The organism is Stenotrophomonas sp. TD3 (assembly GCF_001939825.1).
Lineage (GTDB): Bacteria > Pseudomonadota > Gammaproteobacteria > Xanthomonadales > Xanthomonadaceae > Stenotrophomonas.
In genome coordinates this window covers 164847-190500 of sequence record NZ_MOYM01000003.1, presented here as the reverse complement: position 1 = coordinate 190500, position 25654 = coordinate 164847, and the positions used below count along the sequence as shown (strand labels likewise).

25 protein-coding genes are annotated in these 25654 nt (G+C 64.3%); 10 read left to right on the top strand and 15 right to left on the bottom strand.

Annotated elements, in window-relative coordinates:
• Window positions 1-12 precede the first annotated feature (12 nt).
• The 13 genes from BKE09_RS20300 to BKE09_RS20240 all read right to left on the bottom strand — a co-directional run bounded on the left by BKE09_RS20300 (window position 13) and on the right by BKE09_RS20240 (window position 13492).
• The gene (locus BKE09_RS20300; protein WP_075677583.1) at window positions 13-1170 is read right to left on the bottom strand and encodes a type IV secretion system protein; all 1158 of its coding nucleotides are present in this window, start codon (window positions 1168-1170) and stop codon (window positions 13-15) included.
• Between the two features lie 76 nt (window positions 1171-1246).
• Window positions 1247-2038: a hypothetical protein gene (locus tag BKE09_RS20295; RefSeq protein ID WP_075677581.1), complete on the bottom strand. Its 792-nt coding sequence runs from the start codon at window positions 2036-2038 to the stop codon at window positions 1247-1249.
• A 59-nt stretch (window positions 2039-2097) separates the two neighbouring features.
• Entirely contained in the window at window positions 2098-4536 is a 2439-nt protein-coding gene (locus BKE09_RS20290) for a VirB4 family type IV secretion/conjugal transfer ATPase (protein ID WP_075677579.1), read from the bottom strand.
• Between the two features lie 81 nt (window positions 4537-4617).
• Window positions 4618-4926, bottom strand: coding sequence for a VirB3 family type IV secretion system protein (locus BKE09_RS20285; RefSeq protein WP_075677577.1), 309 nt, complete (start codon window positions 4924-4926; stop codon window positions 4618-4620).
• The gene (locus tag BKE09_RS20280; protein ID WP_075677575.1) at window positions 4919-5329 is read right to left on the bottom strand and encodes a TrbC/VirB2 family protein; all 411 of its coding nucleotides are present in this window, start codon (window positions 5327-5329) and stop codon (window positions 4919-4921) included. Before BKE09_RS20280 ends, BKE09_RS20285 begins: the two co-directional genes overlap by 8 nt.
• Window positions 5330-5401: 72 nt before the next feature.
• Window positions 5402-6385 carry a lytic transglycosylase domain-containing protein gene (locus BKE09_RS20275; protein ID WP_075677573.1) on the bottom strand — a complete coding sequence of 328 codons (984 nt, stop codon included), beginning with the start codon at window positions 6383-6385 and terminating at the stop codon, window positions 5402-5404.
• A gap of 3 nt (window positions 6386-6388) precedes the next feature.
• The gene (gene virB11, locus BKE09_RS20270) at window positions 6389-7432 is read right to left on the bottom strand and encodes a P-type DNA transfer ATPase VirB11 (protein ID WP_014037650.1); all 1044 of its coding nucleotides are present in this window, start codon (window positions 7430-7432) and stop codon (window positions 6389-6391) included.
• A gap of 14 nt (window positions 7433-7446) precedes the next feature.
• Entirely contained in the window at window positions 7447-8718 is a 1272-nt protein-coding gene (locus BKE09_RS20265; RefSeq protein WP_075677571.1) for a TrbI/VirB10 family protein, read from the bottom strand.
• On the bottom strand, window positions 8715-9494 hold the full coding sequence (locus BKE09_RS20260; RefSeq protein WP_032954280.1) for a TrbG/VirB9 family P-type conjugative transfer protein: 780 nt from the start codon (window positions 9492-9494) through the stop codon (window positions 8715-8717). Before BKE09_RS20260 ends, BKE09_RS20265 begins: the two co-directional genes overlap by 4 nt.
• A complete protein-coding gene (locus BKE09_RS20255; protein WP_075677569.1) occupies window positions 9491-10552 on the bottom strand; it encodes a type IV secretion system protein in 1062 nt (353 codons plus the stop codon). The genes BKE09_RS20260 and BKE09_RS20255 overlap by 4 nt, the downstream gene beginning before the upstream one ends.
• An 89-nt stretch (window positions 10553-10641) precedes the next feature.
• Window positions 10642-11088, bottom strand: a complete 447-nt coding sequence (locus BKE09_RS20250; RefSeq protein ID WP_042358796.1) for a hypothetical protein — start codon at window positions 11086-11088, stop codon at window positions 10642-10644.
• A 431-nt stretch (window positions 11089-11519) separates the two neighbouring features.
• Window positions 11520-13199, bottom strand: a complete 1680-nt coding sequence (locus BKE09_RS20245; RefSeq protein WP_075677567.1) for a type IV secretory system conjugative DNA transfer family protein — start codon at window positions 13197-13199, stop codon at window positions 11520-11522.
• Between the two features lie 35 nt (window positions 13200-13234).
• Window positions 13235-13492 (bottom strand): hypothetical protein, encoded by a 258-nt coding sequence (locus tag BKE09_RS20240; RefSeq protein WP_014037656.1) that lies wholly within the window; start codon window positions 13490-13492, stop codon window positions 13235-13237.
• A gap of 221 nt (window positions 13493-13713) precedes the next feature.
• On the opposite strand from BKE09_RS20240, the gene BKE09_RS20235 reads away from it, so the two are divergent.
• Window positions 13714-14925, top strand: a complete 1212-nt coding sequence (locus BKE09_RS20235; RefSeq protein WP_075677565.1) for an MFS transporter — start codon at window positions 13714-13716, stop codon at window positions 14923-14925.
• Window positions 14926-14941: 16 nt separating this feature from the next.
• Here BKE09_RS20235 and BKE09_RS20230 read toward each other — a convergent pair whose 3' ends face one another.
• The gene (locus BKE09_RS20230) at window positions 14942-15421 is read right to left on the bottom strand and encodes a MerR family transcriptional regulator (RefSeq protein ID WP_075677563.1); all 480 of its coding nucleotides are present in this window, start codon (window positions 15419-15421) and stop codon (window positions 14942-14944) included.
• A gap of 89 nt (window positions 15422-15510) precedes the next feature.
• Between BKE09_RS20230 and BKE09_RS20225 the strand changes: the two genes are divergently transcribed.
• The 4 genes from BKE09_RS20225 to BKE09_RS20210 all read left to right on the top strand — a co-directional run bounded on the left by BKE09_RS20225 (window position 15511) and on the right by BKE09_RS20210 (window position 18061).
• On the top strand, window positions 15511-16749 hold the full coding sequence (locus tag BKE09_RS20225) for an NADH:flavin oxidoreductase/NADH oxidase family protein (RefSeq protein ID WP_075677561.1): 1239 nt from the start codon (window positions 15511-15513) through the stop codon (window positions 16747-16749).
• Window positions 16750-16841: 92 nt separating this feature from the next.
• Window positions 16842-17318, top strand: a complete 477-nt coding sequence (locus tag BKE09_RS20220) for a hypothetical protein (protein WP_014037660.1) — start codon at window positions 16842-16844, stop codon at window positions 17316-17318.
• A 103-nt stretch (window positions 17319-17421) separates the two neighbouring features.
• Complete coding sequence (locus BKE09_RS20215) at window positions 17422-17691, top strand: hypothetical protein (protein ID WP_014037661.1); 270 nt, start codon at window positions 17422-17424, stop codon at window positions 17689-17691.
• Window positions 17692-17815: 124 nt separating this feature from the next.
• On the top strand, window positions 17816-18061 hold the full coding sequence (locus BKE09_RS20210; protein WP_014037662.1) for a hypothetical protein: 246 nt from the start codon (window positions 17816-17818) through the stop codon (window positions 18059-18061).
• A 45-nt stretch (window positions 18062-18106) separates the two neighbouring features.
• Here BKE09_RS20210 and BKE09_RS20205 read toward each other — a convergent pair whose 3' ends face one another.
• Window positions 18107-19636 (bottom strand): FAD-dependent monooxygenase, encoded by a 1530-nt coding sequence (locus BKE09_RS20205; RefSeq protein ID WP_075677559.1) that lies wholly within the window; start codon window positions 19634-19636, stop codon window positions 18107-18109.
• Window positions 19637-19718: 82 nt separating this feature from the next.
• Between BKE09_RS20205 and BKE09_RS20200 the strand changes: the two genes are divergently transcribed.
• From BKE09_RS20200 to BKE09_RS20180, 5 genes are all read left to right on the top strand, one after another.
• Window positions 19719-20363 carry a TetR/AcrR family transcriptional regulator gene (locus BKE09_RS20200; protein ID WP_075677557.1) on the top strand — a complete coding sequence of 215 codons (645 nt, stop codon included), beginning with the start codon at window positions 19719-19721 and terminating at the stop codon, window positions 20361-20363.
• A gap of 72 nt (window positions 20364-20435) precedes the next feature.
• Complete coding sequence (locus BKE09_RS20195; protein ID WP_075677555.1) at window positions 20436-22577, top strand: TonB-dependent receptor; 2142 nt, start codon at window positions 20436-20438, stop codon at window positions 22575-22577.
• Window positions 22578-22778: 201 nt separating this feature from the next.
• Window positions 22779-23453 (top strand): response regulator transcription factor, encoded by a 675-nt coding sequence (locus tag BKE09_RS20190; protein ID WP_014037666.1) that lies wholly within the window; start codon window positions 22779-22781, stop codon window positions 23451-23453.
• The gene (locus BKE09_RS20185; protein WP_075677553.1) at window positions 23453-24802 is read left to right on the top strand and encodes a HAMP domain-containing sensor histidine kinase; all 1350 of its coding nucleotides are present in this window, start codon (window positions 23453-23455) and stop codon (window positions 24800-24802) included. The genes BKE09_RS20190 and BKE09_RS20185 overlap by 1 nt, the downstream gene beginning before the upstream one ends.
• A gap of 148 nt (window positions 24803-24950) precedes the next feature.
• On the top strand, window positions 24951-25544 hold the full coding sequence (locus BKE09_RS20180; RefSeq protein ID WP_240502957.1) for a hypothetical protein: 594 nt from the start codon (window positions 24951-24953) through the stop codon (window positions 25542-25544).
• Window positions 25545-25654 lie beyond the last annotated feature (110 nt).

Here is a 25654-nt window from a genome sequence, read left to right as displayed (position 1 = left end):
CAGCTATTCATATTAGTGTGACGCGAGACCCTTTCGGCCGGTATCAGAGGTGTTCTGCCCCACCGGAGCACTTCCACCAGAAACTGTGACATTTGCACCAACGGAAGTCGTCCCACCTCCATGCGTGCCAGAATTCTTCTCAGGTGTTGCCGGAGTGTAGTAGCTGCCCGGCGGCTGCCCATTCGGACCAGGCGCCGCCGCAGGGCTGCCACCTATCTGCGAATATGCCACGAAGCCACCCAGCGTGCCCTGGAAGAACATCGCAGCCATTGGGGGCGCAGTCAGGATCAGCGTCGTGAGGATCAGGCCCATGCCGCCCTGCTGCAGCGCTTGACTGGTGAAATCAACGCTACCGTCCGGGTTGAGAAGGTACTTGTCCACTAGAGCACTGGTCCAGAAGGCAGCCGATACACGGATCACCATATCCAGCGCTATGGAAATCATGGCGGCCAGCACTGCCATCGAGAACATCGTACCGATGCCATAGAACAGCCACTTCTGGAACAACTGTTTCGTCTGATCGAACAGCAAGCAAAGGATGAACAGAGGACCCAGGCCAATGAAGAGCGCCAGGGCGACCTCATACAGCAAGAGCATCGAACCTGCCGTCACGGCGGGTCCGCCCGTACCCAAGCCTACCGCCCAGAGTGCGCGATTCTTGTCATCACGCAGGTTTCCATCATCCAACACCTTGATCGCATCGATACTGGACAGGCCCACCTGCATCCATGCCAGACTCTTGTCGATCTGATCTTCCGGCGAGTCGTTCTTGCCGGTCACCACGTGAGCAATCTCGTTCTTCAGATCCTTGGTGAGGAAATCTTTCAAAGTCCCGCCAAACATCGCCATGCTGGTCGCGACACTGACAATCAGTGCCGCGCGCGCCATGTTTGTCACCAGCACCATCATCGAGTCACGACTCCGGCCAGTAACAATGCGGAATCCCTGAATAAGCACCCACAACGTCATGAGTGTCAGGGCAATGCCGCCCACCCAAGCCATCATGTGGCCCAGCAACTGAATGCCGAAGTCATCGATCCGCTTGCGCAGGTAGTCGAGGATCGTTCGGAAGAACACAAAGTCTCCGATCGACTGTACCCGCACGGCATAGGCAAGCAGTTCGTGCAAGCCACCTGAGAAGTCAAAGCTCGTGATCGATCGAATGTTCATTCCTGATGTTCCTGTCTGATTCCTTCATGCCGGGTGCCGATCTCCCGGTTGATGCATTCACTATTTCCGGCGTCGATCAATCGATGCTCAGCGCAGTCTTCAGCGCCACTGTCTTGACCAGATCACTAGCCAGCCCCTTCTTTCCCTTCAGGGCATTCTGGGCGACGATTTTCTGATTCGCTTCCATTACCTGGATGTAGGCGTCATATGCCTTCATCCGACTATCGAAGTTCTGGACAGATGCATTCATTTCGTTGGCAGTGCGAAGGGAGTCGCTCGCAACCGCATCCATGTTGCCCTTCAGGTTGCTGCCGAATCTCAGGTCAGCGATCGACTCAAGGCTCTTCGCGAATGAGGGACCTGTGCGCAACATGAAATCAACCGCATCGTTGTACTTGCGATTCTGCATCATGCGGATGTTCACGCAGATCTGGGTCTGCTGCTTCTTCCAATCACCCGTGGAATCAAACACCAGTGATGGCAACATATCCTTGAGATCAGCCCCAGTACCGCAGGTTTCAGCCACCAGGTACTTTGAAGCTACTGGCGTCAAGGGCGCTGCATCTGGAAGCCCGAAGTCATTCATGATGCCCTGCACCTTGATGAGCGCCTCTCTGTACTCGGTCAATGTCTGATTCCAGTCCTTCAGCCACTGGGTGTTGTCTTTGACGAACTGGGCCTTCTCCTGCAGCTTGGACTGCAGGGTATTGACCTGGTTCCAGATGTGCTGGAACAGCGCAGGACCGGTTTCCTGCACCGGACCGAATGCCCCGGCATTGGTGGCCGACAGCGCCAAGGCAACGCCCAGCACCTTGGCCACCGGCTTGAGTACCTTGCGGGCGCTGGCCCGACGCTTGACGTTGTTCATGGCAAAACTCCTGTTGTTCTGATTGACATCCACTTGCCTGTCTCCTGCTAGCGCCGCCGTCAGGCTGCGTCGGAACGGGGTTCCTTCCCCGATCCCTTCCGGTTCTTGTAGAAATCTTCCAGCCACTGCTCGGGCGTGAGCTCGTCCACGGTGATCCGATTGCGGACTGCAGCGGTCTGCAACACCCGATGCATGATGTCGATGTTGTCGGTCGAGGCCGAGATCACCGACAGGATGTCGTCCATGCCGCGCAGGTTGAGCTGGCAGACGCTGGAGGCATGACCCTGCTTGACCAGGAAGCAGCGCGAGCGCTCGTCCAGGGCGGTAACCACCTTGAACTCGGCCTCGGTCAGCTTCAGGCCATCCATGTAGTCGCTCTTGCTGGCATTCGGGTTCGGCAGCAGGATCAGCGTGGCGGTCTGCTCGATCAGGGCGGCGGAGATATCACTCTTCAGTGCATCTTCCGGGCTCTGCGTCGCGAAGATGCCGAGACCGTTCTGCTTACGAATGGTCTTCTGCTTGTTCTTCGCGAACTCCTTCAGGCCACCCTCGCCGTCCAGGATCTTCCAGAACTCGTCCATCACGTAGATCAGCGGACGGCCATCGATCAGCGACTCCAGGCGGTGCAGCAGGTAATTGATGACCGGCACGCGTACTTCTGGGTTGTCGATGATGTCGGTGTAGTCGAAACCGATGATGTTGGCCTTGCTCAGGTCAACGGTATCCACCGGATTGTCGAACACCCAGCCCAGCGAGTTACCCGAGGTCCAGCGACGCATGCGCGCGTAGAGGCCATCGTCACCCATGTTGGGCAGGCTCTTCTGGAAATTGGTCATGCTGCGCAGATGCATCGGCGTATCGAGCATGCTCTCCACCGCGCGATAGATGTCTTCTTCCTCGCGGGCGCTGTACTCCCGCTTGCCGGCCAGGACCTTGATCAGGTCGGCCAGGAACTGCACGTTGGCTTCGTTGTTCTCGCACTGGAACGGGTTGAAGCCGGTCGGCGCGCCGTTCTCCAGGGCCAGGTAGTTGCCCCCGCAGGCACGCACGAAGATCTCCGCACCGCGATCCTTGTCGAAGAAGAAGATGGTCGGCGACGGCTCGTACTTCTGCACCTGGCTGAGCAGGAAGTTGATCAGCGCGGTCTTACCGGTACCGGACTTGCCGATCACCATGGTGTTGGCGATCGCCTTCTCACCCAGCGAGTTTTCCGACGGGTGGGTCGCGTGGAAATTGAAGTAGTACGGCTGGCCGTTGGTGGTCTGCAGCGTGGTGACGCAGTCGCCCCACGGATTGTTGTGCTGCTTGCCGGTGGCGAAGTTGTGCAGCGGCGACAGGCCCAGGAAATTCAGCGAGCTGACATTGGCCAGGCGGGTGCGATAGCGCCAGTTGCCCGGCAGCTGCGAATAGAAGGACGAGGTAACCGCCAAGTCTTCCTTGGTCGACACGAAACCGGCATTGGACAGCTCGGCGCGGGTCGTGGCGACGTTCTGCGAAAGCTTGGCCTGGGTGTCGCCGTAGACCGCCATGATGAAGTGGTATTCACCCAGCACGAAGTTGCCCGACGACAGCTGATCCATGGCCTGGTCGAGCTCGACGATCTGGCTGACCGCCTTGTCGCCGGAGGAGATCATCATGCCCTTGGTGCGGTCGAGCACCTTCAGCGCGTCCTGGCGCCCCATCGGGCTGAACGAATGGGTGATGACGTATTCGTAATCCAGGTACTTCAGACCGTTGAGGATGCCCGGGTACGTTCCCTCGGCATACTCCTTGATGTTCAGGATGGCGCCAAAGTGGTTGGCACCATTGGGGGTATTGATCGCGAAATCGCCGGTCTTGGCCGAGAACATGTGGCGACTGACCGGCAGGTAATCCTTGATCGGTGCCGACAGCACCGGCACCGGCTCGTCGATGCGATTGATCAGGTAACCGAACAGCTCCAGCGTTTCAGAGAACACTACGCCGTTCTTGGCTTCGTACATGCCCAGGCGATACGGCGCGTAGTCGCGGATCACGGCCTCGACGTTGCCGGCCAGTTCCATCAGCTTCTCGACCGCCTGCTCCTGCTCGGCGCGCAGCTTATCCACGTTCGCCGATTTTTCGACAAAGCGCTTACCCGCCACCACCGGGCGGTAGATCATGGTCAGGTACAGCTCGTTCTGCATGATGCGCTGCGAGGACAGCATGCCCATGTACTGGTCGGACACGTCCTGGTTGAAGCGCTGCTTGTAGTTGCTCTTGCCCTTCAGCGTGCGGCGGCGACGGATGTCGTGCACCCAGAAGGCGACGTTGACGAAGTCAGGGGCGCGCAGCGTCTGCAGCAGGCGGTTGAACGTGTTGTGGCGATGCTCGAGCTCCCACTCCTCACGGCCGACGAACGGCAGCCCTTCCAGATGCCAGGTCAGCAGGTAGTCGCCGCCCGTGGTCTTGACCACGTTCGGGGCAACATGCGACGACAACGGAATGAACTCACTGATGGAGGTGTCAGGGCTGAACATACGACTGCTTCCAAAGAGGTACTGCCAAGGAGTTTCAAGAGACCCGGCGGGCGCGAGCGCCCGCCAGGCCGGATCCGGACCTCAATCCATTCGGGCCGGCTTGTCGCGGTAATGGTTGGGGTTGAATACCCACATGCCATCGTGTTCCGGCACGTTGCGCACCTTCAGCTTGAACATCAGGCGCAGGCCCAGCAGCCGGAAGATCATTTCGTCACGCTTGGCCATGTGCCGCATGATGAAGACCGCCACCGGAATGGTGAGCAGGAACCAGAAGTTCGTGTACATGCTGAGCAGCAGCAACCCACCTGCCACCATGAAAAATGGCAGGTAGGGGACGCCCAGGAACATCGCTGGGCGCGTGCAGCCGCGGAACACCACGTTCTTATGCACTGTAGTACTGGATCACGTGGTTGATCAGGTAGGAGGTGCTGGTGCCACCACCGCACTTGCCGTCGCTGCCATCCCCCAGCAGCATGCGCGCGATCTGGCCGGCGGCGCCGATCAGCACGCCACCGATCAGGATCGGGGCGACGTCAGCGATGCGCTTGTGGGCGAAGGCGATCTGGTAACCGGCGAAGATCACCGCGATGGTGACCACGGCGATCGAGGCGATGTTCAGCAGGCCGTTGATGTTGTTGAAGAAGCCGCAGACCTTCTTGTCGGTACCACCGAAGTCGGTAGCGCCGTTGGCGAAGACCTGCGGGGCGAACAGGGCGCCGACAAAGATCGTGGCCATCAGCAGGGTCTTCAGCGTGCGCTGGGCCTGGACGAGGTCGAGATTGGATCGCTTCATGGATTGATTTCCTTGTTGATGGACTAACACAACTGAATGACCTGGCAGATGCCGGGCCGAACCACGACTTCGTCAGAACACGAAGGCCGCATCCCCTGCGGGAATCTGCTGCACCGGCGCGGCCTGCGTCGGTGCGTTGTACACATTGCTGCTACCGGCCACTGGCTGGTTGCGCTCATTCCAGGGCCGCAGCATCACGGGGCCCTCATTGCCGGCGCCCGCAGCACCCGGCAACTGCTGCGGCATGGCCATCGCCTGTGCGGGGCCCTGCTGTGGCAGCTGCTGCGGCATGGCAGCGGCCTGCTGCTGCGGATAGGTGCCCGCCTGGGCCGGCTGCGCCTGCGGCTGCATCATCCGATCCACCGAGCCCAGTACCACCTTTGACAGCGCCTGGTCGGCGATGTTCAGCAGGCTGCCCCGCGCCATCGCCCCGGTGGAGGGGTACACGACATACGCGCGTGCCGGGTCTTCCGACGGCACATACACCGGGCCATTGGACTGCGCAACGATGCGCGCCTGCGCCGGAGAGGCCAGCTGCGGATGATGCTCGACCTTCACGCTGCGGCGCTCGCCGCGGCTGACCACGTCGATCGGTGCAACACCATTGCTGGCAAGCATCTGCCCGCGGCGCATGGAGTCATAGACCTTCTGCACGTAGCCGTGTCGGAAGCCGGTCTCGAAATTGCCCGAGTAGTAGCAGCTGAACGACTTGCCCCAGTCACCACCGGAGCGCTTGTAGCACTCGGCGAGGATGCGCGAACCCGCCTGCAGGTTCGGGCACTGCTGGAAGGCCTTCTCGTAGGAATCCAGGCCGTACTTGCCCAGGTTGTAGCGATTGACCTGGGCCAGCCCGATCGAGAAGTTGTAGCCCTTCTCTTCCAGCATGCGCACCGTCGCCAGTGCTTCATCCAAGGCCTTGGGCTGGCGCACCAGTGCGCCGCCGACCACGCCGATCGCGTAGGGATTACGCGACGATTCGACGTTGATGACGTGCTGCATCACGTCCATCGATACGGCCATCTCCGGGCACGCCATCATTTCCAGTCCTGGCAGCATCCCTCAGCCCTCCTGCCCCTGGGCACGCCCAGGATTGAAGTCGATGCCGGTGATGTAGCGCGAGCCGGCATGCGCCTTGATATGCACGACGATATCGATGGTCATCATCAACAGTCGCTTGATCACGTTGAATTCCAGGCCCGAACCTTCGGTCGAGGCCTTCACCATCAGGGCCAGCTGGTCCCAGGTCTGCTCCGGGCTGCCAGCGTGGCAGCTGGTGATCGAGCCTGGGTGACCGGACGCGCAGTTGCGGATGAAGTAGAACGCTTCGTCACCGCGCAGCTCGGCCAGGATGATGCGCTCGGGCTTCATGCGCAGGCAGGCTTCCATGCAGCTCTTGGCGCTGACATTGCTGGTGCTTTGTCCACCCTTGGAATACAGCAGGTGCACGACATTGGGTTGGGTCAGGAACAGTTCGCGCGCGTCCTCGATCGTGACCAGGCGCTCGTTGTCCGGGATATGGTTGACCAGCGCCTTCATGAAGGTGGTCTTGCCGCTACCGGTCGCACCGGATACCACGATGTTCTTGCGGTACATCACCGCACGCCGGAAGAACTCGGCGTACTCGCGCGAATGGCGCAGCTCCAGCAGCTCGCGATCCTGCTCGCTGATGCTGCCATCACTCTCCAGGATCTGGTTGAAGAAGCCATCTTCGTGATACTGGCTGAGCGACTTGGTGTGCTTGGACGGCAGACGGATGGTGATCGACACCTTGCCGGCGTCACAGGCGGGCGGAATCACGAACTGCGCACGCTGGCCGGTGGGGAACGTGAGCGACACGACCGGATCGGCATCGGTGATGCGCTGGCCGGTGTTGCTCTCGTTCACCACCGCCGTGCAGAACTGCCGTGCCCGCTCGAAAGTCAGGCTCGGCACATCCACCCGCTGCCACCCGGCCCGCGTTTCCAGGTACAGCTCACCGGGACGGTTGATGCAGATTTCCGTCACTTCCGGGGAAGTCATGTACTCGGCGATGCCCAGCACTTCGTACTGATAGCGCAGGAAATCGCTGGAGACGAGGGCGAGGGGTGACACTTCGGCGTCCATGATCGTTCGTTGGGTTACCGGCGGGGGTGCAGCACGTTGGTGAAGTCGACGTCCTTGGCGACGTAGACGTTCACGATCGTGCCCTGGTTGATGGTGACGGTCGGCGGACGACGCTGGCTGAGCGACTCATTGGCCAGGCGCTCCATGGTGCGCGCGGTGGCGCTCTCATAGGGCGACTGGATGGTCATGCCGTTGTTGGCCACCGTGGTGGTTTCCGGACCATGCTCTGCAGCGGCGTACTTGAACGCGTCCGCCAGCAGACTGATCATCAGCGCCGAAGCGATACGGCTGCCCCAGTGCGCGCTGTACTGGCCCGGATGGCCGGCACCGCCCAGCTGATCCACGCCCGGGCTGGACATGGCTACGTCGATGCCGTTCGGCGTGGTGATGCGATCCCAGATCACTTCCACGCGCTTGCCAGTGGGACCGCCGCCATAGGCGCCATAGATCTTGGAACCCTTGGGCAGCAGCAGATTGCGGCCGTTGATCGAGTACACCGGTTCGGTCAGCAGGCACGAGGTGTAGCCCGCGATGTCGGTGATGATGCGGGTTTCCAGCACGCAACGCAGGTAGGTGCCGCGCACCAGCAGCGCATCGGGACTGCGGATGTAGCTGGCATTGGACACATCATCAACATCGGGGCCGCGACGAACGCGGGCCGGCGCTGCATTCTGCTGCCCACCCATCATCTGGGCCTGCAGGCGAAGGGTGCGGGTCAGCTCGTCTTCCTGGCCACCCTGCCCTTCACCGCCCGCGCTGTCCCCAGCGCCAACAAAGCCATTCCCCGACGCACCCATCCGGCGCTCGGCAAGCGTCGGACCGCGCGGTGCTTCACGCTCACTCATGCTGAACGCAGGTTCCGCACGCGTCGGCCCCGCCGGCGGCGGCGGCAACATCGGAATCGGGTCAACCGGCTGCATTGCCTGGGTCGGACCCGGATCGGTCTGCACGGCGTCCGGCAGCGTCGGCGTGGTGGCACGCGCGACATCAGGCACCTTCGGTGCGGTGTCCTTGCCATCCTGGCCCTTGCGGAACAGCAGGAAGCCCATGGCCACCAGCAACACCACGATGCCGCCGAGGAACATCAGCGCCTTGCGGTTCAGCCGCTGTTCTTCGGCCGAGCGCAGCTGCGGTGCGGCCGCATCCAGATCCGGCGCAGGCTCGGCCTGGGTCGTGCCGAAGTACGGGTTCGACTGCGCGTCCGGGGCACCCTGTGCGCCGTACGGGCTCTGGCTCTCGTCGCGTCCGTTGTTCGGGTCGTTTCCGGGAGTGTTCTGCTGGCTCATTTCTTCACGTTCCTTCGCAGGCCGACGACGAAGTCGCCGTGGCGGATGACCAGGTACGGGTAGGTCCCGTGCACGATCAGCGTATTGCCTTCAACCGTGGTGTTGACCACGAAGTCTTCACCGTATTCCGTTTCGCGACCGAACACCGCCGGGAAGATGCCGGTCTTGTACTCCGGCGAATTCGGCAGTTTCAGGTAGGTGAAACGACCATCGTCATAGGCGTTGACCGGGATCAGCCACCCCATCTTCTTCGCCTTGCTGGTCGAATAGGAGTAGTTGAAGTTGTACTGGCGGTCCTTGGCCAGTTCAGAGCTCAACAACGGCTTGGCCTCTTCCTCGACCGCTTCCTGGGCGACGCCGAACACGGTGTCGTTCGGATAGACGAAGGCGATCTTGTACTGCACGCCTGCACGACGGGCCTGTTCCAGCTGGCGCCAGTCGGTGGCCACCACCTTCAGCTCGAAGATGTAGGAATGGGTCTCGGTGCGCACCATCATGTTGGTGTCGACGTCGACGTTCTTCGGCTTGAGATAGAACACGTTCTCGCGACGGGTCAGTTCCCAGCCGCTGCTGAAGCCGGTGCTGTAGTCGAGGATCTTCTCGTTCGGGCTCAACTCGATCTGGGTGGTCAGGCCCAGGCCGGTGCGAACCGGATAGATGCGGTCCTTCTCGTACTCGTAGTGGTCAACCGCCTGCGCCATCGCCGCTGCTGAGAACAGCAACGACAACATCGACAGCAGCGCCAGCGCGCTTCCCCTGATATTTCGACTACTCATCGGTTGCTTGCTCCATCAGCAGTTCCGGTGGAATTGTTCTGCGCCGGCCTCATGGCCGGCTGTCCGGGCATGGCCTGCCCCGGCATTGCTTGCCCCTGCACCGGCTGACCCGGCATGGGTTGACCCTGTACAGGCTGGCCCGGCATGGGTTGACCCTGTACAGACTGGCCCGGCACCTGGCCGTTGGCCGGAACCGCGACCGGCTGGCCGGTAGCCGGATCGATCATCGTGGCCGCGGCCGGATTGTTGGGATCGTAGACACCCTGCGCCTGCTGCGCGGCCTGCTGCGCCTGCGCCTGCATGGCGCCGTCATCCGGCACCGGCACGCCACGCGAGTAATCGTTGTCGACGCGGTACTCGGTGACCTGGAACGCCAGCGGGTTGAGGATGCGATCCTGTTCGGACAGCGCCAGGTTCTGGTTGTAGCCGAAGCGCATCGTCACCAGCTGGTTGTCCAGGTAGGTGGCGACACCGGTGCGCTTGTCCAGCAGGCTGCGCTGGATGCGTACCGAAGCGCCGCGGAAGCTGCCGTTCGGTTCGGCGCCCAGCGGCGTGATGCTGAGGATCTTGACCCGGATGGCGCGCTCGCGGCCATACATCACGAACGGGTTCTGCGGGTTGTTGCCGGCATAGCGGACGCGCATGGACTGCGCCACCGGATCGGTGGACATCACGAACACCAGTTCCCAGTCGCGCAGGCCCATCACCGCCGAGTCGTACGATTCGCGCGCGAGCACGTACTGGGCGACATTGCTGCGATTGATCGCTTCGTTGGTGGTGATCGTCTCGCCCTGGAAGGTGCCACTCAGGCGCGCAACGGTCGCGGTGCCGGTGTAGGCATCGGCCATCACCAGGAACGGCACCTTCTCCTTCAGCGGCAGCATGTAGTAATAGCCACCCGCGAGGGCGAGCGACATCAGCAATGAGCCTGTGGCCACCCACCACGCACGTCGCTCGCTGCGGCGTGCCATGTCGGCCACGGTGATCTCGTAGCTGACCGCCTTGGCGACCGACTGCTCGACCTTGGGACTATTGCCGGGATCCTTCTTGCGGAACATGGATTCTTCCGTACTGCTGAAACATCAATGGGCGTGGCACCCCTGCGACAGGCGCGGGGAGCGGCACGTTCGATGATTTCGAGGTGGACTCAGGTGCCGCTGCTGGACTCAGCGCCCTGCGCCGACGCGGTCGGCGTCGAGCCTGCGCTCTGCACAACGATCTGGTTGCCAACGATGGAGACGGAGATGCCCTGCGCTGCATAGGCTGCGGTCAGATCGATCACGGCCTGCTGTGCATTGGTGGTGTCGATGTTCGAGACCGCGCCGAACAGGGTGAAGTCCGAGCTGAGGCGGTAGTCCAGCGTGCGTCCGGAATCCTTGGCCCAGCGCTCGAGCATGGCTTTGAGCGTGCCATCCATCGGCGAGGCCTGGTAGACGTAGCTGGAGTACAGCGGGATTTCGGTCGTTGCCGCAGCAAAGCGGTTGACCGGCTTCCAACGGCCTCCGAAATCGGGAGCGGACTTGGTGGCACAACCTGCCACCATCAGCGCCGCCACTGCGGCGATGGACATTTTTGCGATAAACGCCTGATTCATACGGGCTTCACTTTGACGTACGAAAAAGCAGTTCCGAGCGTTGGATCCCTGGTCGTCCGGCGCTGCATGGCGCACACCGGAAACGGGGAGACGCGCTGGATTGCAGCACACCTGCCCCGGCTCCCCTGCAGCCTTGCGGCTGCCAACCAGGTTGCAGGCCGAGCGACGGACTTCAGCCGCCACGCACCTGCACACCCTTACCAACGTCGAAACCATCCTTGTTTCCATGGCACAAACTCCTGGCCACCCTACTGCTGAAACTTTGACACCCGGCACATATTTCCGGACCTCAAACATAGGGTCGCACAACCACGCGTCAATTCCATGTCAGGAAAACCTGAAAATCTATCTCCCCGTGCTATTTTTTTGACGAAGCTCACCAATTCACGTCACTGAATGCGAACGAAGCTCACATTTTTACATCTGTGAATTCAGACCTTGAGCATCGGAACGTCCACCTTCGGCAGCAGTCTCGAAGTGAAGTAACGGTCCTTGTAGTACCGGATCTTGTCGCACTTCACCGGATGGGGTATGCCTTCGTACAGGAACACCTCCATGTCCGGCCCCATCGCCTTCAGCTCTTGCGGCAGCATCAGCGCGCGCCGTTCCTCGGTGAAGTTGTGGGTCTTCTCGCGGGCATGGGTGACGTTCTTCTTGCGCACCGTGGTGTAGCCCAGCATGTCCGAGTAGTCGTTGGCATCCTGCTGTTCGCGCGGCGCGTACAGGATCTGCAGCGCGTGGTTGGTGATGATCGTGCGCGATACTTCCCGGCCGTAGGTGGCATCAAGCTGGGACATGCTCTGGATGATCGGCAGCAGGCGGATGTTGTAGCCGGCCATGTAGGAGACCGCCGAGGCGATGATCTCCACTTTGCCGATCGAGGTGAATTCGTCCATCAACAGCAGGCACTGGTACTTCAGGTCCGGGTTGGACTTGGGCAGTTCCTTGGTGTTGAGGTTGATCAGCTGGCTGAAGAACAGGTTGATGATCAGCCGGCTCTCGGCCAGCTTGTTCGGCTGGATGCCGATGTAGATGGTCATCTTCTTCTTGCGGACATCGGTCAGCAGGAAGTCGTTGCAGCTGGTGGCCTTGTCCAGCACCGGATTGATCCAGGGGTTCAGCGGCTCCTTGAAGGTGCCCAGGATCGAAGCGAAGGTCTCATCGGCCTGCGACAGCATGTTGGCGAATGCCGAACGGGCGTTGGCAGTGAGGAATGGCCGCTCCGACAGGGTCTTGAGGTACTTCTTCAGTTCGGTGCCGTCACCGGAGGACAACCGGTACACCGCGCCCAGCGTGGGCGTGCCCGAGCCGCCCGGGAAACCGCTGCTGCGCTCGTCGTCCCAGTTCTCGAACAGGTACAGGGTGAAGGCCATGAACGCGTTGCGTGCCTGGCTGACCCAGAATTTCTGGTCCTCGGCCCCGTCCGGATACAGCATCGCAGCGATGCTCATCAGGTCCGAGACGCGGAAGGCCGGATCGTCGGAGACGTAGCTGAGCGGGTTCCAGCGGTGCGTGCGCCGATCCTCGGCGAAGGGATTGAACAGGTAGATCTCCTGGCCCTGGCTGGCGCGCCAGCCGCTGGTCAGGTCGAAGTTCTCCTGCTTGATGTCCAGCACCACCAGTGATTCGCCGTACTCCAGCAGGTTCGGAATGACCACGCCCACGCCCTTGCCCGAGCGGGTCGGCGCGGCCAGGATCACGAACTGCTGGCCATCCAGGCGCACCAGCTTGCCGCCATGGCTGCCCACCACGATGCTCTGGCCGGTCTTCTTGAACATGCCGTGCTTGGCCAGGTCGGCACCGGTGGCGAAGCGCGCGTCGCCGTGCAGCGAGCGCTTGTCCTTCTTCAGCAGCAGCACCAGGCCGGTCACCAGCAGCACCAGCAGGGGCAGGCCGAAGCCCACGTAGCCAGCCCATTTGATCTTGCCCACGAAGGGCGCAACCTGCGGTTGGCCGATGGCGTGGACGTACTGGTAGTAGGTGTTCCAGGTGAACAGCTGGGTGTCCAGCCCCAGGAACAGCAGGGTCAGGTAACCGGAAAACACGAAACCAAGCAGCAGGGTCGCCAGCGTGATGATGGCGATGAGCAGATACTTCTTACTGGGCAACACCCGAATCCTCCATGATGCGCACGCGGCGCGACGGCCTAGCGGTGGCGCCAGCGCGACGCCTTCTTCCGCAGGTGGTTCTCGTTCTCCAGCCCGGGCTCCTCGCCCTCCTCACGCACCAGTTGCAACAAGCGTTGGCGCGCTTCGGCCAGTGATATCAGGTCGGTCAGACGATCCCCATCGTCGGCGACGACCGCATGGCCGACCACATCGCCCGGAGCGTACACCGGCGCGTAGGACACCGCTACCAGCTGATAGCGCCCGCGCGACTCCAGCACGTGCTTGAACTCCTGCATCGATCCGCCTCCTTGTTTGAGCAACGCCACAGTCCCCTGCATCATCATCATGCCCGCTGGCATGTCGTCTGCGCATGCACACCGGTGGCAGGGATCGGCGGCCGATCCCGCAGCGGACGCGGCATCGCCACCGATCAAACACTGATTTACCCCCAGCGTGGCTGCTCCTGCTGCGGTGCAGCAGTACAATGGCTGGCTCCCCGCCCCCATCGCGCCCCCGCATGAGCCCCAACTCTTCCCTGGCTGCGCGGCTGACGCCCCGTCAGCGCACCCTGATCATCCTCGCCCTGTCACTGGGCGGCTTCGCCATCGGTACCAGCGAGTTCGCCAGCATGGGCCTGATGCTGGAGATCAGCCGCGGCCTGTCGATCTCCGAAACCCAGGTCGGCCATCTGATCAGCGCCTACGCCATCGGCGTGGTGGTCGGCGCGCCGATCCTCGCCTTCGTCGGCGCCAGCTTCCCACGCCGCAAGCTGCTGCTGGCGCTGATGGGCTTCTATGCCATTGGCAACCTGGCCAGCGCGCTGGCACCGAACTACGGCACGATGCTGGTGGCACGCTTCGTCGCCGGCCTGCCGCATGGCGCCTATTTCGGCGTGGCGATGCTGGTGGCTGCGGCGATCAGTCCCGCCGGCCAGCGCGGCCAGGCGATGTCGCGCGTGCTGCTGGGCCTGTCGATCGCGATCCTGGTCGGCAACCCGCTGACCACCTGGCTGGGCCAGCAGCTGAGCTGGCGCACCGCCTTTGCCCTGGTCAGCGTGCTGGCCATCGCCACCGTGGCGATGATCGCGCGCTTCCTGCTGCCGGACCCGGATGAAGTGCGTACCTCGCCGATGCGCGAGCTGCGCGCCTTCAACACCACCCAGGTGTGGCTGGCGCTGGCGATCGGTGCGGTCGGTTTCGCCGGCATGTTCTGTGTGTTCACCTACCTGGCACCGACCCTGGTGCAGGTCACCGGCGTGGCCGAATCGTGGATGCCGCTGGCGGTGGGCGTGTTCGGCATCGGCGCGATCATCGGCAACATCGCCGGTGGCTGGCTGGTGGACAAGTTCCACTTCAAGGCCGCCGCCGTGGTGCTGCTGTGGTCGATCGTGATGTTGCTGCTGTACCCGCTGGCCGCACAGTCGGTGTGGACCATCGGCCCGATGATCATCACCGTCGGCACCATGGGCGCGCTGGCGGCGGTGCTGCAGACCCGCCTGATGGACGTGGCCGGTGAAGCGCAGACGCTGGCAGCGGCCTCCAACCACGCCGCGTTCAATACCGCCAATGCACTCGGCCCGTGGCTGGGCGGCATGGCGATCAGCGCCGGCTTCAGCCCGGCCAGCACCGGCTATGTCGGTGCGGCTACCGCGATCGGCGGCCTGCTGCTGTGGTGCGTGGCAGTGATGCTGGACAAGAAGCGCAAGACCGCCGTCGCCGGCAGCCACTGAACACCGCGCCGGATCGTCAGTCGCTGCCCGTGCGGCGGCGACGATCCGGTCGCAGCAACGCCGTATCGCCGGCCGCCAGGGTAGGCCGCGCCAGCTCACCGCGCTTCACGCGGTCCAGCACCCGCCGCGAATTGGCTGCACAGTCGATGCCGTCCGGTCGCGCCTGGATGTCCTCGATCAGGGCCAGCAGGTGCGCCCGGCTCTCTGCCAACCGCCGCTGCAACGCCTCGATGTCGGCCACCTTCTGCTGCAGCATCGTGATCAACGCATCGTGCTGCCACTGGCCCATGTCCGGCGGCAGCAAGGCGCGGATCTCTTCCAGGCTGAAGCCGGCACGCTGCGCGCCGGTGATCAGCTCCAGCAGCAGCACCGCCTGTTCCGGGTAGTCGCGGTAACCATTGGCCTGGCGCTGCACCACCAGCAGCCCCGCGTCTTCATAGAAGCGGATGCGCGACGCCGCGAGGCCCGTGAGGCGGGCCAGCTCACCGATCTTCATCTGCCTGAATCCTCGACATGGGAACCCGTTGACCTTCAATCAAACTTGAAGGTTAGCGTAGCGCCATTCCCCTGTCCTGGAGCTGTCCGATGTCGCTGTTCTCGCCCCTGGCACTGCCCTCCGGTGCCGTCATCCGCAACCGCATCGCCAAGGCGGCGATGGAGGAAAACATGGCCGACGCCGACCACGCGCCTTCCGATGCGCTGCTGCAGCTGTACCAGCGTTGGGCAGACGGCGGCGCAGGGCTGATCATCACCGGCAACGTGATGGTCGATGGCCGCGCCATGACCGGTCCCGGCGGCGTGGTGCTGGAAGATGATCGCCACCTTGACCGCTTCATCGCCTGGGCCGAAACGGTAAGCTCGCGGGGCGGGCAGATGTGGATGCAGATCAACCATCCCGGGCGGCAGATGCCGGCCGCACTCGGCCAACCCGCACTCGCGCCGTCAGCCGTCGCCCTGGAGATGGGCGCGCTGTCCAGGCAGTTCGCACCGCCGCGGGCGATGACCGAGGCGGACATCGAAGAGGTGATCGCCCGCTTCATCCGCAGCGCCGAGCTGGCCGAGCGCGCCGGATTCAGTGGCGTGGAGATCCATGCCGCGCACGGCTACCTGCTCAGCCAGTTCCTGTCGCCCCTGTCCAACCGCCGCGACGACCGCTGGGGTGGCAGCCTGGACAACCGTGCGCGCCTGCTGCTGGAGATCGTGCAGGGCGTGCGCGCCACCGTGTCGCCCACGTTCGCGGTGGCCGTGAAGCTCAACTCCGCCGATTTCCAGCGCGGCGGCTTCTCGCCCGAGGATGCGCGCGCAGTGGTGGAAATGCTGGCGCCGCTCGGCGTGGACCTGGTCGAGCTGTCCGGTGGCAGCTACGAAGCACCGGCCATGACCGGCGCTGCACGCGACCAGCGCAGCGTGGCCCGGGAAGCGTACTTCCTCGAATTCGCACGCGAGATCGCCTCGGTGGCGACGATGCCGCTGATGGTCACCGGGGGCATCCGCCGTCACGCCGTGGCCGAGCAGGTACTGGACAGCGGTGTGGCCATGGTCGGCATCGCCACTGCGTTGGCGATCGAGCCGGATCTGCCGCAACGCTGGCAGCAGGGCCGCGACCCGGTGCCGACACTGCGCACCATCGACTGGCGCAGCAAGCCGTTGGCCGCCAGCGCACACATGGCAGCGGTGAAGTACCAGCTGGGGCGGTTGAGCCAGCGCCGCCCCACCGCGCCGGGTGTCTCACCGGTGTGGGCGCTGCTGTTGGCACAGGCTGCTGGCAAATGCCGGACCCGCCGCTACCGGCGCTGGATCGGTGCACGCGCAGGCGGATACTGAGCGGGCAGGCTTCTCATCGCTGAAGCGATGCTCCACCATCTGCATGATCGGCGGCAGCCCGTCGCCGGTCGCAACAGGCAGAAGGAACCCTCGTGGCAGCAGGACCAACCAGGAACCGCGAAAAGCTGCTCGATGACCTGCTCTCGCTGGGCCGCAACTGGGCGCTGGCCATCGCCATCGCAGGCGCCGGGGCCGCTGTCCATTACAGCGAGTCGGTATACGAAGCAGGAATCTGGCGCGGCCTGCTGCCCACGCTCTGCTTCCTGGTCGCCATCGTCTGGATCGTGCTCAGCATCATCCGCTTCGACCTGACCATCCAGCAGCACTTCGAGCGGAAGCTGTCGCGCTGGCTCAGCCGCCTGCTGTATGTCGTGCTGCTTGGCACCGGCATCACCGCCGTGTTCTTCGTCACCGAACTGGCGGAAAACAACCACATCGCGCGGATGTGCGACTCGGTAGCCAACGAACCCGGCAGCCGCATCCACAGGTCGGCCGAATGCCAGCGCCTGTACCAGCATCGCGCGGCGTACCGGCAGCGTCTGGAATCGGCCGAGGGTGAGTTTGACTGAACGGGCTTCATCGCGGTCTTCGCGCGCGATGAACACATTTCGTGGATGTGCATTTCGGCACAGTGCAGCCGACGCCGCGCTCTCGGCCCGCACCGGACCCGCAATGCACCACCACCACGCACCTGCCCGCCATGATGCCATCGCCCTGCAGGCCGGCATGCTGGGCAGCGTGTTGGGCGTGGCGTTGTTCAAGGCCATCGCATTGTCTGCGTTGGCAGCCGGTTCGATGATGGGCATCGGGCTATGGATGGCAGCCTGCGCGCTGCTGGCGGCGTGGGCGCTCGCAGCCTATCTGGCCTGCCTGGCACTGAGCCGACGCGTGTTCGTGCTGATGCTGGTGCTGTGCACGGTACTGATGATCTGCATCGCCTGATCTGGCAGGGGCCGGACTATCGCGCAGATGTTACAGAATAACAAGTGCAGTTGGTCCGATTGTGCGTGCCCGGTGTCGCGGATTTGAATTCCATGGCCATCCCGGCATCACCCGAGACCACCCCATGAACCTGCAGCTCCCGCTCCGCGCCACCCTCATTGCCATCGCCCTGGCGTCGCTCAGCGCCTGCGCCACCTATGATGACAGCAACATGCATCAGGCCTGCCAGGAGTCGCCCCAGCTGAAGGATCTGCCGCGTGAGGTCGCTGCCCGCGAGAGCCGCTGCAACAAGGGCATGGAAGTGTGGTCGAGCGAGCGCAAGGGCAGTGACAAGCCGATCGACCTGAGCGGCAAGAAGAAGGATCTGTAAGCGGGATCGGCGCACCCGGCGTCGGCTGCGCCGCTGTCACCCGGATCAAGCCGCGGCCGCCGGACCGAACCATCGCTGCAGGGCTTCACGCAACCCGGCCTCGGTGTCACCGGCATCGCAGGCCCAGGCAACGATGCCATCCGGGCGCACCAGCACTGCGCCCAGGCCAAACGGATTGTCTTCGGCCGCCATTACGCTGGCAACGCACCGTCGCCAGCCTTCGGTGACGGCCCCCAAGGAAGCGGCCAGGCCGAACTGCAGCAACACGCCCTGCCCCGTCCGCAGTGCTTCACCCACGCGACAACCATCGGCCAGCCGGACGTCGGGCGTGCTTCGCCCGACCAATGGATGGGTGCCGCCCAGGTCCACCTGCTGCACAACGCCCCAGACCCGCTCGGCCAGATACGTGGCGCCGTCAGGGGTTTCGGCCAGTTCGGCGATCACCGCCGCCAATGCGCGCGAGCCGGCGCCCGGCCGCATCAATGCAACCTGCGCACGCGACCAGTCCAGCACTTTCGCACCGATCGGGTGCCGCTCGGCCGTGTAGCTGTCAAGCAGTCCATCATCGGCGGTACCGTGCACCACCGCCGCCAGTTTCCAGCCAAGATTCATCGCATCGCCGATGCCAAGATTGAGTCCCTGGCCGCCCAGCGGCGAGTGCACATGCGCCGCATCCCCGGCCAGCAGCACGCGGCCGATGCGATAGGTCTCCGCCTGACGCGCGCCATCGGTCCAGGTGCTCGACAGCTGCAGCGCGGTGATCGCTACGTCGCGACCAGAGACGCGCCGCAACAGCGCCTGTGCGGCCTCCTGGTCGAGTGGCGTGCGATGGCCCGCGCCACCGTCGAAGTCGGCCAGTGCCACCACGCCCGGTGGATTGAAATTGCACATGCCTTGATCGGTGTATTGCCGACCTGGCGTCAGCATCGCCGGATCGTCCAGCTCGACCAACAACGAGTGCCCGGTGAATTCAGGGGCGGTGCCGACGAAGCTGAAACCGCACTGCTTGCGCACGGTGCTGCGGCCGCCGTCGCAGCCCACCAGCCAGCGTCCTCGAACCGTTGCTCCCGCGGTCTCGACGGCCACCTCCGTTTCACCGGGGTGGACCGCCTGTACCGCACAGCCGCGCTCGATGCGCACACCCAGTGCGATCGCACGCTCGACCAACACGGCTTCCAGCGCCTGCAGTTCCACCGCCATCTGGGTGGGCACCGGCGTCGGCAGGCGGTGGCGCCAGCGTGCACTGTCCACGTAGTCCAGGGCGAAAGGAATGCCGGCGAAGTGACCGCCCAGCGGTCGCGGTTGCGCCAGCCAATGGGCAGTGCCCGGCGGCGGTGCGCCCTTGTCCGGCTTCAGCACCTGGAGCGCGGCCACCGCGTCCAGCAGGCCGCGTCGATCCAGTGCCTCCAGGGTGGGCGCGTTCAAGCCGCGCAGGCCAAAGGGCAGGCGCTTCAACGGTGTCTCGGGGGATGCTGCCTGCTCCAGCACCATGACCGAACAGCCGGCCTGGGCCAGCTCGCAGGACAGGAACAGACCCACCGGGCCGGCCCCGGCAATGACGACGTCGTACAGCATGAGGATTCCCTGTGAGCACCGGGTCGGCACTCTGGCGACACCAATGTTACACTCGGTGTACGTTTCAACAAGTGAACCGCCCATGACCCCGCCGCCGGGCCGCCGCGAGCAGCGCAAGACCGAGACCCGACAGACCATTTCGGACGTCGCCACCGAGCTGATCATCCGTCGTGGCTTCGAGTCGGTGTCCATGTCCGAGATCGCCGATGCGGCCGGGGTCTCGCGCAAGACGGTCTTCAATTACTTCGCCAGCAAGGAAGACCTGGTGTTCGACCGCGATGAGGAGGCCCGCACCCTGCTCCGCGAGGGGATGACGGCGCGCCGCGGCATGACCCCGCTGGCCGCGTTTCAATCGCTGGTACGGGAGCTGCTCGCCAGCGGCCATCCCCTGCTGCGGATCAATGCCGGTGCGGCGGCCTTCTGGTCAACGGTGGCCGACAGCCCGGTGCTGGTGGCGCACGCACGACGGCTGCAGGCGCAACTGGCCGACGACCTGGCGCAGCTGATGGCAGACGCCGTCGGCCGGCCGGCGCACGACGCGGAGGCACGCCTGGGCGCAGCCATGCTGCTTGCGTCGATGGTGGCCGCCTATGAGAAAGGACTGGCCAGCCAGCGGCAGGGCGAGGATCCACGCGAGGCCATGCTGCAGCTGATCGTGCGGGGTGGCACCGGTGTGCTGGTGGCTTTGGCGGGAACCCCCTATACCGACCCGGGCCTGCGTCCATAGCGCATTCGGGGGATAGGTCACGAAATATTGCAAATGGTAATCTTTCTCATTTGCAGCCAGCCCTGACCGCTCATGCCCCTTCCTTCCCCTCTGAAGCCCGCGCTCTGCCTGGCGCTGTTCCTTTCCCTGGCTCCGCCTGCACTGTCTTCCGAGCTCCCCGCTGACGCCCCGAAGGATCTGGACAAGGTCGAAGTCCGGGGCCGCGCGCAGACCCTGTACCGCGCCAACGATGCGGCCGTCGGCACCCGCACCGATACCCCGCTGGAACTGGTACCGCAGTCGATCCAGGTCGTGCCGCGCGAGCTGATCGACGACCAGGCTGCGCGCCAGGTCACCGATCTGTACCGCAGCATCAGCGGCATCAGCTTCTTCAGCTATGCCGGCGTCACCCTGCGCGGTTTCCGCCAGGAGAACGTGCTCTACGACGGTCTGCGCGGTGATCCCTATGCAGGCTTCTCGGTGCCGCAGCTGTTCAACATCGAACGCGTGGAAGTGCTGAAGGGGCCAGCCGGTGCGCTGTATGGCGGTGGTGATGCTGGCGGTGTCATCAACTACGTGACACGCAAACCCAAGGCCACCGCCGAACGCCGCATCGAGTTCCAGGTGGGCGACAAGGACTTCCGCGCCGGATCGATCGAAGGCACAGGCCGCTTGAATGCCACCGGCAGCATCCGCTATCGCGCCGGCCTGTATGCCGACGGCGAGCAGGGCCTGCGCTGGAATGCCGACAGCGAAAGCGTGATCGGCGATGCATCGCTGGCCTTCGACGTTGGCCAGACCGGCGAGCTGGTGCTGCAGTTCACCGACATCACCCAGAACCTGGGCGGCAACCGCCTGCGCGGCGTGCCGGTGAACGACGCCGGCAGCTTCCTGACCGACCGCCGCTGGAACCACAACGAGGCCAGTGACTTCCTCGACATGCGCGCCAGGGTGGCGCTGGCGCAGTACCGCTTCGCACCGCGCGACAACCTGGACGTAGACCTTGCCGCGCGCTGGTTCAGCAACAACGAGCACCAGATGTACCACGAGCCGATGGGGCTGATTGATCGTGACCGCGACGGCGTGGCCGAGTGGATGACGCGCCAGCTGCGCAACCAGATCCGTGACAACGAGGCCTTCACCGCCAGCGGCAATGCCATATGGCGGATCAACACAGGCCGTATCGAACACAAGGTGCTGTTCGGTGCCGACGTGTATCAACTCGACGCCGACTTCACCGCGCAGACCGCCAACAGCGCCGACCTGGCACGCGGCGCCGGCCCGGTGCGCGGCATCGACCTGTTCAATCCGGTCTATGGCGCAAGCACCTGGCACCACTACAACCTGGCCGCTCTGCCCTGGCGCAGCACCTCCACCCGCAGCAAGCGCTACGGCGGCTATCTGCAGGATGAGCTGGCACTGGGCACGCGCTGGCACGTGCTGGCCGGGCTGCGCTGGGACGGCTTCAAGGATGAGGACCGCATGGGTGGCAGCAGCGTGGATGGCAACGATCTCAGCTGGCGCCTGGGCAGCACCTTTACCGTGCGGGACGGCCTGAACCTGTATGCCAACGTCGCCAGCGGTTTCGTGCCGCAGAGTGCTGCCAACCAGAACCCCGCGGCCGGCGGACCATTCGATGCCGAGCGCAGCAGGCAGTGGGAAGTCGGCTTGAAATCCCTGCTGGCCGACCGCGTGACCTTGAACATGGCGGCCTACCGCATCGACCGCAGCAACATCGTGCAAGCCACCGGCGAGGTGATCGGCGGGGTAAACCAACTCGCTGCACTGGGCCTGGTGCGCAGCACGGGCATGGAACTGGACCTGCTGGCCGACGTGACCGAGCGCTGGGTGGTGAATCTGACCTACGCCTACAACGACGCACGGGTGAAGGATGCTGGACCGAATGGCATCACCAATGCCTCCAGCGACCGATTCGCCAATGCGCCGCGCAACAAGATCGGCCTGTGGACGCGCTATGACCTGCCGTCGATCAATTCGGCGATCGGCTTCGGCGCCGATCATGTCGGCGAGCGTGTCAGCCTGGATGGGCAGGCGGTGAAGGCCTATACCGTGTTCGACATGAGCTGGAAAACCACGTGGAAGCAGTGGCAGTTCCAGGCCAACGTCAAGAACCTGTTCGACAAGGTGTATGCGGCCAGCGGCTTCATCGAACGCAACGGGCATTTCCCGGGCGAGCCGCGGCGAGTGTATGTGCAGGCGGCTTACAGCTTCTGACGCTGCGCCAGAGCCCGCCAAGGGGAGGTGGCAACCCACCTCCCCTGCACACCCCAGTGCGAGCAGGGCACCCGCATCGAGCGGTGCTCCCGCTGTGGTGCTCCCGCTGCGTTGGCACGCCATGTTCACGCAATGTTCCTGTAATACGGTGCCGGCGCGTTCAGACGCCCCCTGAGTTCCCTTCCCGCCCGATTCCCGCCGATGCACATCCTGCTGATCGAAGACGAAGCCGAACTGGCCGCCACCTTGAAGTCTGCCCTGCAGCGCGAGCGCTACGTGGTGGACCTGGCCAGCACCCTGGCCCAGGCCCGCGAGGCTGCCCTCTCCGGGTCGCACGATCTGGTGCTGCTGGACCGCACCCTGCCCGATGGTGACGGGCTGGGCCTGATTCCCGTGCTTCGTGGGCGCAATCCGGGGGTCCCGATCATCGTGCTCAGCGCATTGGGACAGTTGCCGGACCGCATCGCCGGCCTGGATGAGGGCGCCGACGACTACCTGGCCAAGCCCTTCGCGCTGGAGGAACTGTTCGCGCGGATCCGTGCAGCCGGGCGCCGGCCGGGTGGCATGCAGGTGGAGCCGGTGAGCATCGGCCGGCTGCTGTTCGACCCCACCTCGGGCGAGGCCAGCGTGGGTGGACAGCGGCTGGAGCTTCCGCGCCGCGAGATCCGCGTGCTGGCCGCCCTCGCGCGCCGGCTGGGCCGCACCGTGCTGCGCGAGTCCATTGAAATGGCGGTGTACGGCTTCGACGACGGCATCCATTCCAATACGCTGGACTCGCATGTCTCACGCCTGCGGCGCAAGCTGGCCGACGCTGATGCAGGGGTGGAAATCCATGCCATCCGGGGTGTCGGCTATCTGATGCGGGAAACGAAGTAATGGCGCGTCGTCCCTCACTGAAGCGCCCGCTGATCGTCAAAACGCTGATCTACCAGCTGCTCGCACTGCTGGTGGCGTTCTTCGCATTGCTGATGGTGCTGGTGCGTGTCGACAGCGGCGGCTACTACACCATCCAGACCTTCGCCCCGGTGGCGGCAGAGGCCGTTCACCGCGACAGCAACGGCGAACTGTATGTGCAACACACGCCGGAGCTGGCCGAGCTGCTGAAGATCGTCCCCGACGCGTGGTTCATCGCCGAAGATGAGCAGGGCCACCATGTGACGTTCGGCCACGTTCCGCCCGCCTACGCATCGCTGGTCGGCGCCCTCGACGGCATTCCCTATGGCGACCTGCGCGGACGCGGCCGCAACGATGGCCTGGCCGTGGTGATACGCCAGCACAGCGGCCCGGCCGGCAAGCTGACCATCATGGCGCATGGCGAAACCGATTCGCTGACCTGGCAGATGGCGCTGGCCGCGCACATCATCACCCTGCCGATCTTCCTGCTGCTGGGCCTGGCCACCATCATCCTGACCCCGATCATCGTGCGCCGCGCCCTGGCCGGCGTGGAACGCATCGCGCAGGAAGCCCGCAACATCTCTGCCAGCCGTCGCGGCATCCGCCTGACAGAGACCGCCGTACCGGTAGAGATCGCCCCCCTGGTGACCGCGGTGAACGAAGCGCTGGACCGCTTGGACGAAGGGCACGAACGGCAGCGCCGCTTCATCGCCGCCGCCGCCCACGAGTTGCGTACGCCCATCGCCATCCTGCGGGTGAAGATCGATGCCACCAACGATTCCACCTCGCGCAGCCTGGCCGTGGAAGTCGCTCGGCTGGCAACGCTGGCCGAGCAGCTGCTGGACCTGCACCGCATGGAAGCAGATGGACCCAAGGACTCCCTCAACCTGGCCCGCGTGGCAAAGCGGGTCGTCGCCGATCTGGCCCCCCTGCTGATCCAGTCCGACAAGACGGTCGCCGTGGTGGTGGAACCGAACTTCCCGGTGCTGGGCGAGTCCGGCGCCATCGAACGGGTGCTCTCCAACCTGGTGCTCAATGCCGCCGAGCACGGTGGACGCCACATCATCGTACGCGTACAGGGCAGCTGCCTTGAGGTGGAAGACGATGGCCCTGGCATTCCGGTCGACCAGCGCGAACGCGTGTTCGAACCCTTCCAGCGCCTGCGCCCCCGGCAGACCGGCGCCGGATTGGGCTTGAACCTGGTGCGGCAGGTGATCGACCGCCACGGCGGCCACGTCACGATTCTGGATGCGCCGGGTGGCGGCGCCCTGATCCGCGTCGAGTTCCCCCTGCATCCCGGCGTCACCAGCACGTCAGTGCCGGCGAACTGAGCGCCTCCCTTCCACGTGGATGACTCCCGGCTGTCCACGCACAGCGATCGCGATTGATGCGCAAGGTTGCGGCAATGTTCGCTGCCCAGCATCCAGGTGAGCAGCACCGCTGAAGGTGCTGCGTCCGGATCTGACAGGAAGCCTGCATGTGACACAGGGAGCTTCGCCAACGCCCTCTTCCACACCCACCCAGCCTCCTCGGAATGCGCCCAGCCTGACCGCCGCAGCGTGGAACCGCCGCGCGCACGCAGGCCGCGCGCGTGGGCTGGAACACTGGCCGCACTGGCTGCGGATGATTCCCGAACGCGAGCGGGCAAGCGTGCTGATCCGCCTGTTCGCCGCGCTGTTCCTGCTGCTCCCAGGCCTTGCGCTGGTGGCTTCCGCGTATCGGCACGCGCACGCAACAGCCACCGCCGTGGTGGTGTTCGTCGCCGTGCATGCCGCACTGCACATGCTGGCAGTGTGGCGGGGGGCTGCACTGCGCCCGGTTCCCCCGCTGCTGCGGACCCTGGATGCGCATGCAGCCGCCGTGATGCTTGCTGCCACGTTGATGATCATCGCGATCATCGCCGCCACCGCAACGCTGCCGGTTGCGGTCTGCGCCGTGCTGCTGGTCGGCGCGTTGTGCCAGCTTTCGACCCTGCCCACGGCGGCGCAACGCCTCCGCCACGTGCTGCTGGCGCTCGGCAGCATGCTCCAGTTCATCGCGATGGCACTGCTCACGCAGGGCGCCGCCTACTGACACGCCCGCACCTCCGCAAGGTTCACGCAATCTGGCGCACTGAGACTCGACGGCCATCCACGCCTGCCCTGCCGGCGTGCAATCCCATCTGTCGCGAGGACTCACGATGC

Bases quoted from the DNA above. Each gene is read 5' to 3' on its own strand.
- BKE09_RS20300 (WP_075677583.1), bottom strand. From the start codon at position 1,170: ATGAACATTCGATCGATCACGAGCTTTGACTTCTCAGGTGGCTTGCAC.
- BKE09_RS20295 (WP_075677581.1), bottom strand. From the start codon at position 2,038: ATGAACAACGTCAAGCGTCGGGCCAGCGCCCGCAAGGTACTCAAGCCG.
- BKE09_RS20290 (WP_075677579.1), bottom strand. From the start codon at position 4,536: ATGTTCAGCCCTGACACCTCCATCAGTGAGTTCATTCCGTTGTCGTCG.
- BKE09_RS20280 (WP_075677575.1), bottom strand. From the start codon at position 5,329: ATGAAGCGATCCAATCTCGACCTCGTCCAGGCCCAGCGCACGCTGAAG.
- BKE09_RS20275 (WP_075677573.1), bottom strand. From the start codon at position 6,385: ATGCTGCCAGGACTGGAAATGATGGCGTGCCCGGAGATGGCCGTATCG.
- virB11 (WP_014037650.1), bottom strand. From the start codon at position 7,432: ATGGACGCCGAAGTGTCACCCCTCGCCCTCGTCTCCAGCGATTTCCTG.
- BKE09_RS20265 (WP_075677571.1), bottom strand. From the start codon at position 8,718: ATGAGCCAGCAGAACACTCCCGGAAACGACCCGAACAACGGACGCGAC.
- BKE09_RS20260 (WP_032954280.1), bottom strand. From the start codon at position 9,494: ATGAGTAGTCGAAATATCAGGGGAAGCGCGCTGGCGCTGCTGTCGATG.
- BKE09_RS20255 (WP_075677569.1), bottom strand. From the start codon at position 10,552: ATGTTCCGCAAGAAGGATCCCGGCAATAGTCCCAAGGTCGAGCAGTCG.
- BKE09_RS20250 (WP_042358796.1), bottom strand. From the start codon at position 11,088: ATGAATCAGGCGTTTATCGCAAAAATGTCCATCGCCGCAGTGGCGGCG.
- BKE09_RS20240 (WP_014037656.1), bottom strand. From the start codon at position 13,492: ATGCAGGAGTTCAAGCACGTGCTGGAGTCGCGCGGGCGCTATCAGCTG.
- BKE09_RS20235 (WP_075677565.1), top strand. From the start codon at position 13,714: ATGAGCCCCAACTCTTCCCTGGCTGCGCGGCTGACGCCCCGTCAGCGC.
- BKE09_RS20230 (WP_075677563.1), bottom strand. From the start codon at position 15,421: ATGAAGATCGGTGAGCTGGCCCGCCTCACGGGCCTCGCGGCGTCGCGC.
- BKE09_RS20225 (WP_075677561.1), top strand. From the start codon at position 15,511: ATGTCGCTGTTCTCGCCCCTGGCACTGCCCTCCGGTGCCGTCATCCGC.
- BKE09_RS20215 (WP_014037661.1), top strand. From the start codon at position 17,422: ATGCACCACCACCACGCACCTGCCCGCCATGATGCCATCGCCCTGCAG.
- BKE09_RS20210 (WP_014037662.1), top strand. From the start codon at position 17,816: ATGAACCTGCAGCTCCCGCTCCGCGCCACCCTCATTGCCATCGCCCTG.
- BKE09_RS20205 (WP_075677559.1), bottom strand. From the start codon at position 19,636: ATGCTGTACGACGTCGTCATTGCCGGGGCCGGCCCGGTGGGTCTGTTC.
- BKE09_RS20200 (WP_075677557.1), top strand. From the start codon at position 19,719: ATGACCCCGCCGCCGGGCCGCCGCGAGCAGCGCAAGACCGAGACCCGA.
- BKE09_RS20195 (WP_075677555.1), top strand. From the start codon at position 20,436: ATGCCCCTTCCTTCCCCTCTGAAGCCCGCGCTCTGCCTGGCGCTGTTC.
- BKE09_RS20190 (WP_014037666.1), top strand. From the start codon at position 22,779: ATGCACATCCTGCTGATCGAAGACGAAGCCGAACTGGCCGCCACCTTG.
- BKE09_RS20185 (WP_075677553.1), top strand. From the start codon at position 23,453: ATGGCGCGTCGTCCCTCACTGAAGCGCCCGCTGATCGTCAAAACGCTG.